Annotated in this window: 7 protein-coding genes; 3 read left to right on the forward strand and 4 right to left on the reverse strand. The window is 69.3% G+C overall.

Going from position 1 to position 5,123, the window contains the following annotated elements:
* From AC31A1_RS46250 to AC31A1_RS46260, 3 genes are all read right to left on the reverse strand, one after another.
* A partial coding sequence (locus AC31A1_RS46250) for a phosphatase PAP2 family protein (protein WP_489659072.1) occupies positions 1-616 on the reverse strand: 616 nt, incomplete at its 3' end.
* Positions 617-782: 166 nt separating this feature from the next.
* Positions 783-1,727 carry a bifunctional lytic transglycosylase/C40 family peptidase gene (locus AC31A1_RS46255; RefSeq protein ID WP_489659078.1) on the reverse strand — a complete coding sequence of 315 codons (945 nt, stop codon included), beginning with the start codon at positions 1,725-1,727 and terminating at the stop codon, positions 783-785.
* Between the two features lie 229 nt (positions 1,728-1,956).
* A complete protein-coding gene (locus AC31A1_RS46260) occupies positions 1,957-2,745 on the reverse strand; it encodes a trypsin-like serine peptidase (protein WP_489659073.1) in 789 nt (262 codons plus the stop codon).
* A gap of 188 nt (positions 2,746-2,933) precedes the next feature.
* Between AC31A1_RS46260 and AC31A1_RS46265 the strand changes: the two genes are divergently transcribed.
* Complete coding sequence (locus AC31A1_RS46265) at positions 2,934-3,233, forward strand: DUF397 domain-containing protein (protein ID WP_489659074.1); 300 nt, start codon at positions 2,934-2,936, stop codon at positions 3,231-3,233.
* Positions 3,223-3,609 carry a VOC family protein gene (locus AC31A1_RS46270; RefSeq protein WP_489659075.1) on the forward strand — a complete coding sequence of 129 codons (387 nt, stop codon included), beginning with the start codon at positions 3,223-3,225 and terminating at the stop codon, positions 3,607-3,609. Before AC31A1_RS46265 ends, AC31A1_RS46270 begins: the two co-directional genes overlap by 11 nt.
* A 41-nt stretch (positions 3,610-3,650) precedes the next feature.
* On the opposite strand, the gene AC31A1_RS46275 is transcribed toward AC31A1_RS46270, so the two are convergent.
* A complete protein-coding gene (locus AC31A1_RS46275; RefSeq protein ID WP_489659076.1) occupies positions 3,651-4,412 on the reverse strand; it encodes an SDR family oxidoreductase in 762 nt (253 codons plus the stop codon).
* Positions 4,413-4,468: 56 nt separating this feature from the next.
* Here AC31A1_RS46275 and AC31A1_RS46280 point away from each other — a divergent pair, with 56 nt between their 5' ends.
* Complete coding sequence (locus AC31A1_RS46280) at positions 4,469-5,065, forward strand: TetR/AcrR family transcriptional regulator (protein ID WP_489659077.1); 597 nt, start codon at positions 4,469-4,471, stop codon at positions 5,063-5,065.
* Positions 5,066-5,123: the final 58 nt, after the last annotated feature.

Raw genomic sequence — 5,123 nt, forward strand, 5'->3', positions numbered from 1 at the left:
ACCGAACGAACCACCCACCCCACGCCGACCCCTCAACCGCCTTGAGGACCGGCGTAAGCAGAGCCATGGCAACCGGCGAGAGAAGCAGAGCAACAGCCGTACCCAGCGCGAACCCACCGATCACATCGGTCGGATAGTGCACGCCCATATAGACCCGGCAGAACCCTTCGAGCAACGCGAGCCCGATCCCCGCCAGTCCGAACCGCCGATCCGCCACGAACATCGCGACCCCCATCGCCATGGTGATGGTCGCGTGATCACTCACGAACGAGAAGTCGGTCTTACCGGAGACGAGAACATCAAGCCCGGTGTGGTCGAGGAACGGCCGGGGCCGCTCCACGAACCCCCGTATGGGCACGTTCACGAGGACGGCGAGCGACGCGGCGACCGGCGCCCACACAAGGGCGGCCACGGACGCCGCGGAGTCCTCGCCCCCACGCCGCCGCACAGACCACCAGCACCACACCACGAGCAGCACCATCGCGACGAGCAACCCGTACTCACCGACGAACTCCATGCCGCGGTCGAACCAGTGCGGTGCGTCCTTGGCGAGCCCATTGATGTCGTAGAGCAGATCGACGTCGGGATTCGACCCGGATTCGGCGAGTACAGCCATGGTGCTGCGGCTCCTTCGTCGTAGTTCCGGGCGCACTTCTCGTGCGCATTACTGAACAGGAACGCACGGTCCCGCTTAATACGTTCCACCCTCCACCGAATGATCACTCAGACGTTATCGAAGAGAGACTCATCGCCGCAGCTCAGGGGGTGGGTTCACGCTCGGTTCACACCGTCGTGGGGAGCGCTTTCGCGCCATCTTCGGTGACCCGGGTGGCGCCGAAGTAATCGGGGGTGTCAATGGGGTCGAACCGGATCACAGCGCCCGTCCGGGGTGCGTCGATCATGTACCCGCCGCCGACATAAATCCCCACATGCCGGATGGCCCGGGAATTGGTGAGGTCGTCCGAGAAGAACACCAGATCTCCCGGCAGCAATTCGGCCCGCTGCGGATGCGGTCCCGCGTTGTACTGATCGTTCGCGACGCGCGGCAGCGTGATCCCCGCCTGGGCGAACGCGGCCTTGGTCAGCCCCGAGCAGTCGAAGCGCCCGCCCTGGTCGGCGGTACCGTTCCCGCCCCACAGATACGGCGTGCCGAGCTTCTTCTGGGCGTAGTTGATCGCGGTGGCGGCCTGCTCGGAGGGATCGACCCGGCTGACGGGCGCGGCGAAGCTCTGCGACAGCGTCGTGATCGTCTTCACGTAGTTCTTGGTCTCGGAGTACGGCGGCACGCCCCCGTACTTGATGACCGCGTACGCCCCCGCGTTGTACGAGGCGAGCATGTTCGCGGTCTGGTTCCCCGGCACGTCCTTCACGTACGAGGCGAGCTCGCAGTCGTAGGTCGCGGCCGACGGAATCGCGTCATTCGGGTCCCATACGTTGCGTACGCCGTCGCCGTTGCCGTCGATCCCGTGCGTGGCCCAGGTGCCGGGGATGAACTGCGCTATCCCCTCGGCCTTCGCCGGGCTCTTCGCGTTCGGGTTGAACCCGCTCTCCTGGTACAGCTGGGCGGCGAGCAGTGCGGGGTTGAGGGCGGGGCAGAGGTTGCCCCACTTCTGCACGAGCGCCGAATACGCCGTCGGCACCGCGCCCTTGGCGAGCGCGACGCTCCCGCCGCCGGCCCCGTTCACGAGGTTCCCGGCGACGAGGTAGACCCCGACGACGAGCAGCATCACAAAGCTGAGCCCCAGCCCAGCCGCGACCCCACCGGCCACCCACACTTTTCGCACGGCTCAACCCTCCCCCATGACAGCCCTGTTCAAGGCCATTTCCGGAGAGGGTGGCGGCATTTCGCCGTGCTTCCGCCACATCTGACGCGTATTCAGCGAGTCGCCCCCACACACACACCACGCCTTACAGCGCCTCATTACGGACGATCCATATGACTACGGACCAGCGGCCCTACGACGGATCAGCCGTCGCATCCTTGTACAACTCGGCCGCCTCTTTCCCGAACACGACGCTGTACGAGATGTCGGGCGTCAGCCCGCCCTGCTCATGCCCGCCGATGACACCCACGACCTGCTGGTCCCCGTTCACCCAGGGACTCCCACTGGTGCCGCCGGTGAAGCCGGGGCAGTCGATGCGCTGCTGAGTGCCGCTGTGTTGGGTGGGCTTGTTCGTGCAGCTGATGGGCTGGTCGGTGGCCGAGGGATACCCGGTGATCGTCACCGCCGTGGCCCCGGTCTCCGTCCCGGTCGTGAACCGGTCGGCCCCGACCACGTCCTCGATGTTCTTACCGTCCACCTCGACGAGCGTGGCGAAGCCGATGTCGCTGTCCTCGGCCTGCCCCTTGGACCACCCGTCCGGCAGGAACCGCTGCTCGACCTTCCACACCCCGTACGGCGCCCTGCCGTCCCGGTAGCCCGGCACGAACACGTCGCCGGCGTCCCCGTCCAGGCAGTGCGCGGCGCTGACGATGAGGTTGTGCCCCGCGCTGTGCACCACGGACGCGGTGCAGTGGTGCCCGCCGGCGAGGCTGGTGGCATGGGCCGCCCCGAACAGGGCGCCGACCCGCAGGCTCTGCTTGCTCACCTCGGTCACGGTGGTCACGCCGAAGGGCCCCGGACCGTCGTCGGCGGTCGCCACGGACGCCGAGGTAAGGGCCAGCGTCACCACGGCGACGAACAGCGCGTACCTGCGGTTGCCCGCGAGGCGAGCGGAACGGGAGATGCGTGAGCTGCGCTTCATCGGGCCCCACTCTGTCCCACGAAGGTGAGAAAGGACGTCGACGTTTACTGAGATTTCGCTGTGAACTGCGCGTTCGCGCTCAGGTCGACGCTTGGTCCGGCGGTCTGTCCACCGTACTGTCCGTCCGCCCCTCCCGCCTCTCCTGCGCGATACTCGACGTCTCCCCGGCACTCGACGAAGGAAACCCCGTGTCCGACATCCCCCCCGACCTCACCTGGGAACGAGCCGCCCCGCCGGATGCCACGGGCCCCGGCCCCTGGATCGAGATCGCCTTCGGCCCGGGCGACGACGGCGAGGCCCCGGTCTACATCCGCGAGACCAGCGACCCGGAGAATGTCGTCACCACCAACCGCCGCAAGTGGGACGCCTTCGTACTCGGCGTACAGGCAGGCGAGTTCGACCACTTCGTGGAGGGCGTGGAGGACGTGGAGGACACCACGGACACAACAGCCCCGGAAACCAAGGGAATCGGACCGGATGGCGCATAGAAGCCGCGTCTACGCCCTCCTGATCGACACCCCCGGCCCGGAGGCCGCCGCGGCGGCGGCCTTCTGGTCGGCGGCACTCGGCACCCCGGCGGAACCGGTCCCCGGCGAGGAGCAGTTCACCTCGCTCCACGAGGCAATTCCCGGCTTGGTCACGGCGGTTCAGTCGATCGACGATCCCAACCCGCGCTTCCACATCGACATCGAGACCGACGACGTGGAGGCGGAGACCTCCCGCCTGCTCGCCCTCGGCGCGACCGAGACCGCCCGCTGGCTGGAGTGCCGAGTACTGCGCGCTCCCGGCGGCCACCTGCTCTGCGTCCTCCCGGTGCACAGCGACCCGGCGGTGTTCAACGCCCGGGCGCGCACCTGGAGTTGAGGGGATCTGGGGAAGCCAGGGGAGGCGAGCTGGGGGGCGGCTCAGAACGTCGTCGTGATCCCGCCGTCCACCGCGATCGTCTGCCCGGTGATGAACGACGCCGCGTCGCCCGCCAGGAACACCACGATCCCGGCGATCTCCGCCGGCCGCCCCCAACGCCCCAGCGCGGTACGGCTCTTGAGCCACCGGCCCCACTCGGGGTCGTCCGCCAGCCCGGCGTTGACCTCGGTCGCGAACGGCCCCGGGGCCACCGAGTTGACCGTCGTACCGCTGGGCCCCAGGTCCGCGGCCAGCGCCCGGGTCAGCCCGTCGAGGCCGGCCTTGGCGGTGGCGTAGGCGATGTCCCCGGCGCGGCCCAACTGGCCGATGACCGAGGAGACGTTGATGATGCGGCCCGGGGTGCCGCGCGCGGCCAGCCCTTCGGCGACCGTCCGGCTCAGTGCGTACGCCGAGGTCAGATGGACGTCCAGCATGTGCGCCAGCTCGTCCGGGGTCATGGCGTCGAGCCCGCGCCGGTCCCGGTGCCCGACGTTGTTGACCAGCACGTCGATGTCCCCGAGCCCGCTCATCGCCTCCCGCGCCGCGGCACGATCGGTCACGTCGAAGACGGCGGCCGAGGCGTCCAGACCGTCGTCACGCAGCGCGGCGACGGTCGCCGCCGCGGTGGCCGGATCCCGCCCGTTGACCAGCACCCGGGCGCCCGCCCTGGCCAGGCCCCGCGCCATCTCCAGGCCCAGCCCGCGCACCGAGCCGGTCACCAGAGCCGTACGCCCGCCGAGGGCGAAGTCGTCGTGGCCACCCATCCCGCGACCTCCACCGAGACCGACACTGAAACACTCGTTTCAGTTAGGGTAGCGCAGTGGGTACGACACCGTCATCACCGTCGGCACCGCCTTCGCCCCGACGCACCGAACTCCTCGACGCCTGCTACGGCTACCTCCTGGAACACGGCCTCACCGGCCTGTCCCTGCGCCCCCTGGCCGCCGCCACGGGCACCAGCCCGCGCGTCCTGCTCTACCTCTTCGGCAGCAAGGACGAACTCCTACGGCAACTGCTCGCCCGGGCCCGCCATGAGCAGCTCGGGATGATGGCAGCCGTCCTGGCGGAGCCGGACAACGCGGCCGGCACGGCCGGTGACGGCTTCGACGCCCTGGCGGACAGCCTGTGGACCTTCCTCTCCGCACCGGAGCAACGCCCCATGGTGCGGCTGACGTACGAGGCCTTCCTGCTGTCCCTCAGCCACGACCCCGGCCCCTGGGCGGGCTTCGCCGGCGAGGCGGCCCACGACTGGCTCGACCTCCTCGTACGGGCCCAGCCCCCCGACACACCCCCCGCCCTCGCGGAGACAAGGGCGACCCGGGCCCTGGCCCTGATCCGAGGCCTCCTGCTCGACCTACTGGCCTGCGGAGACGACGCCCGCGTGAGAACGGCCGCACGCCACGACTGGCAACGGTGAGGAGCCCCGCGAGAACGAGTAGCGAGCGACGACTACTTGACGCCGTTCACCGCACCCC

The sequence above is a fragment of the Streptomyces sp. P5F9 genome (assembly GCF_057961495.1).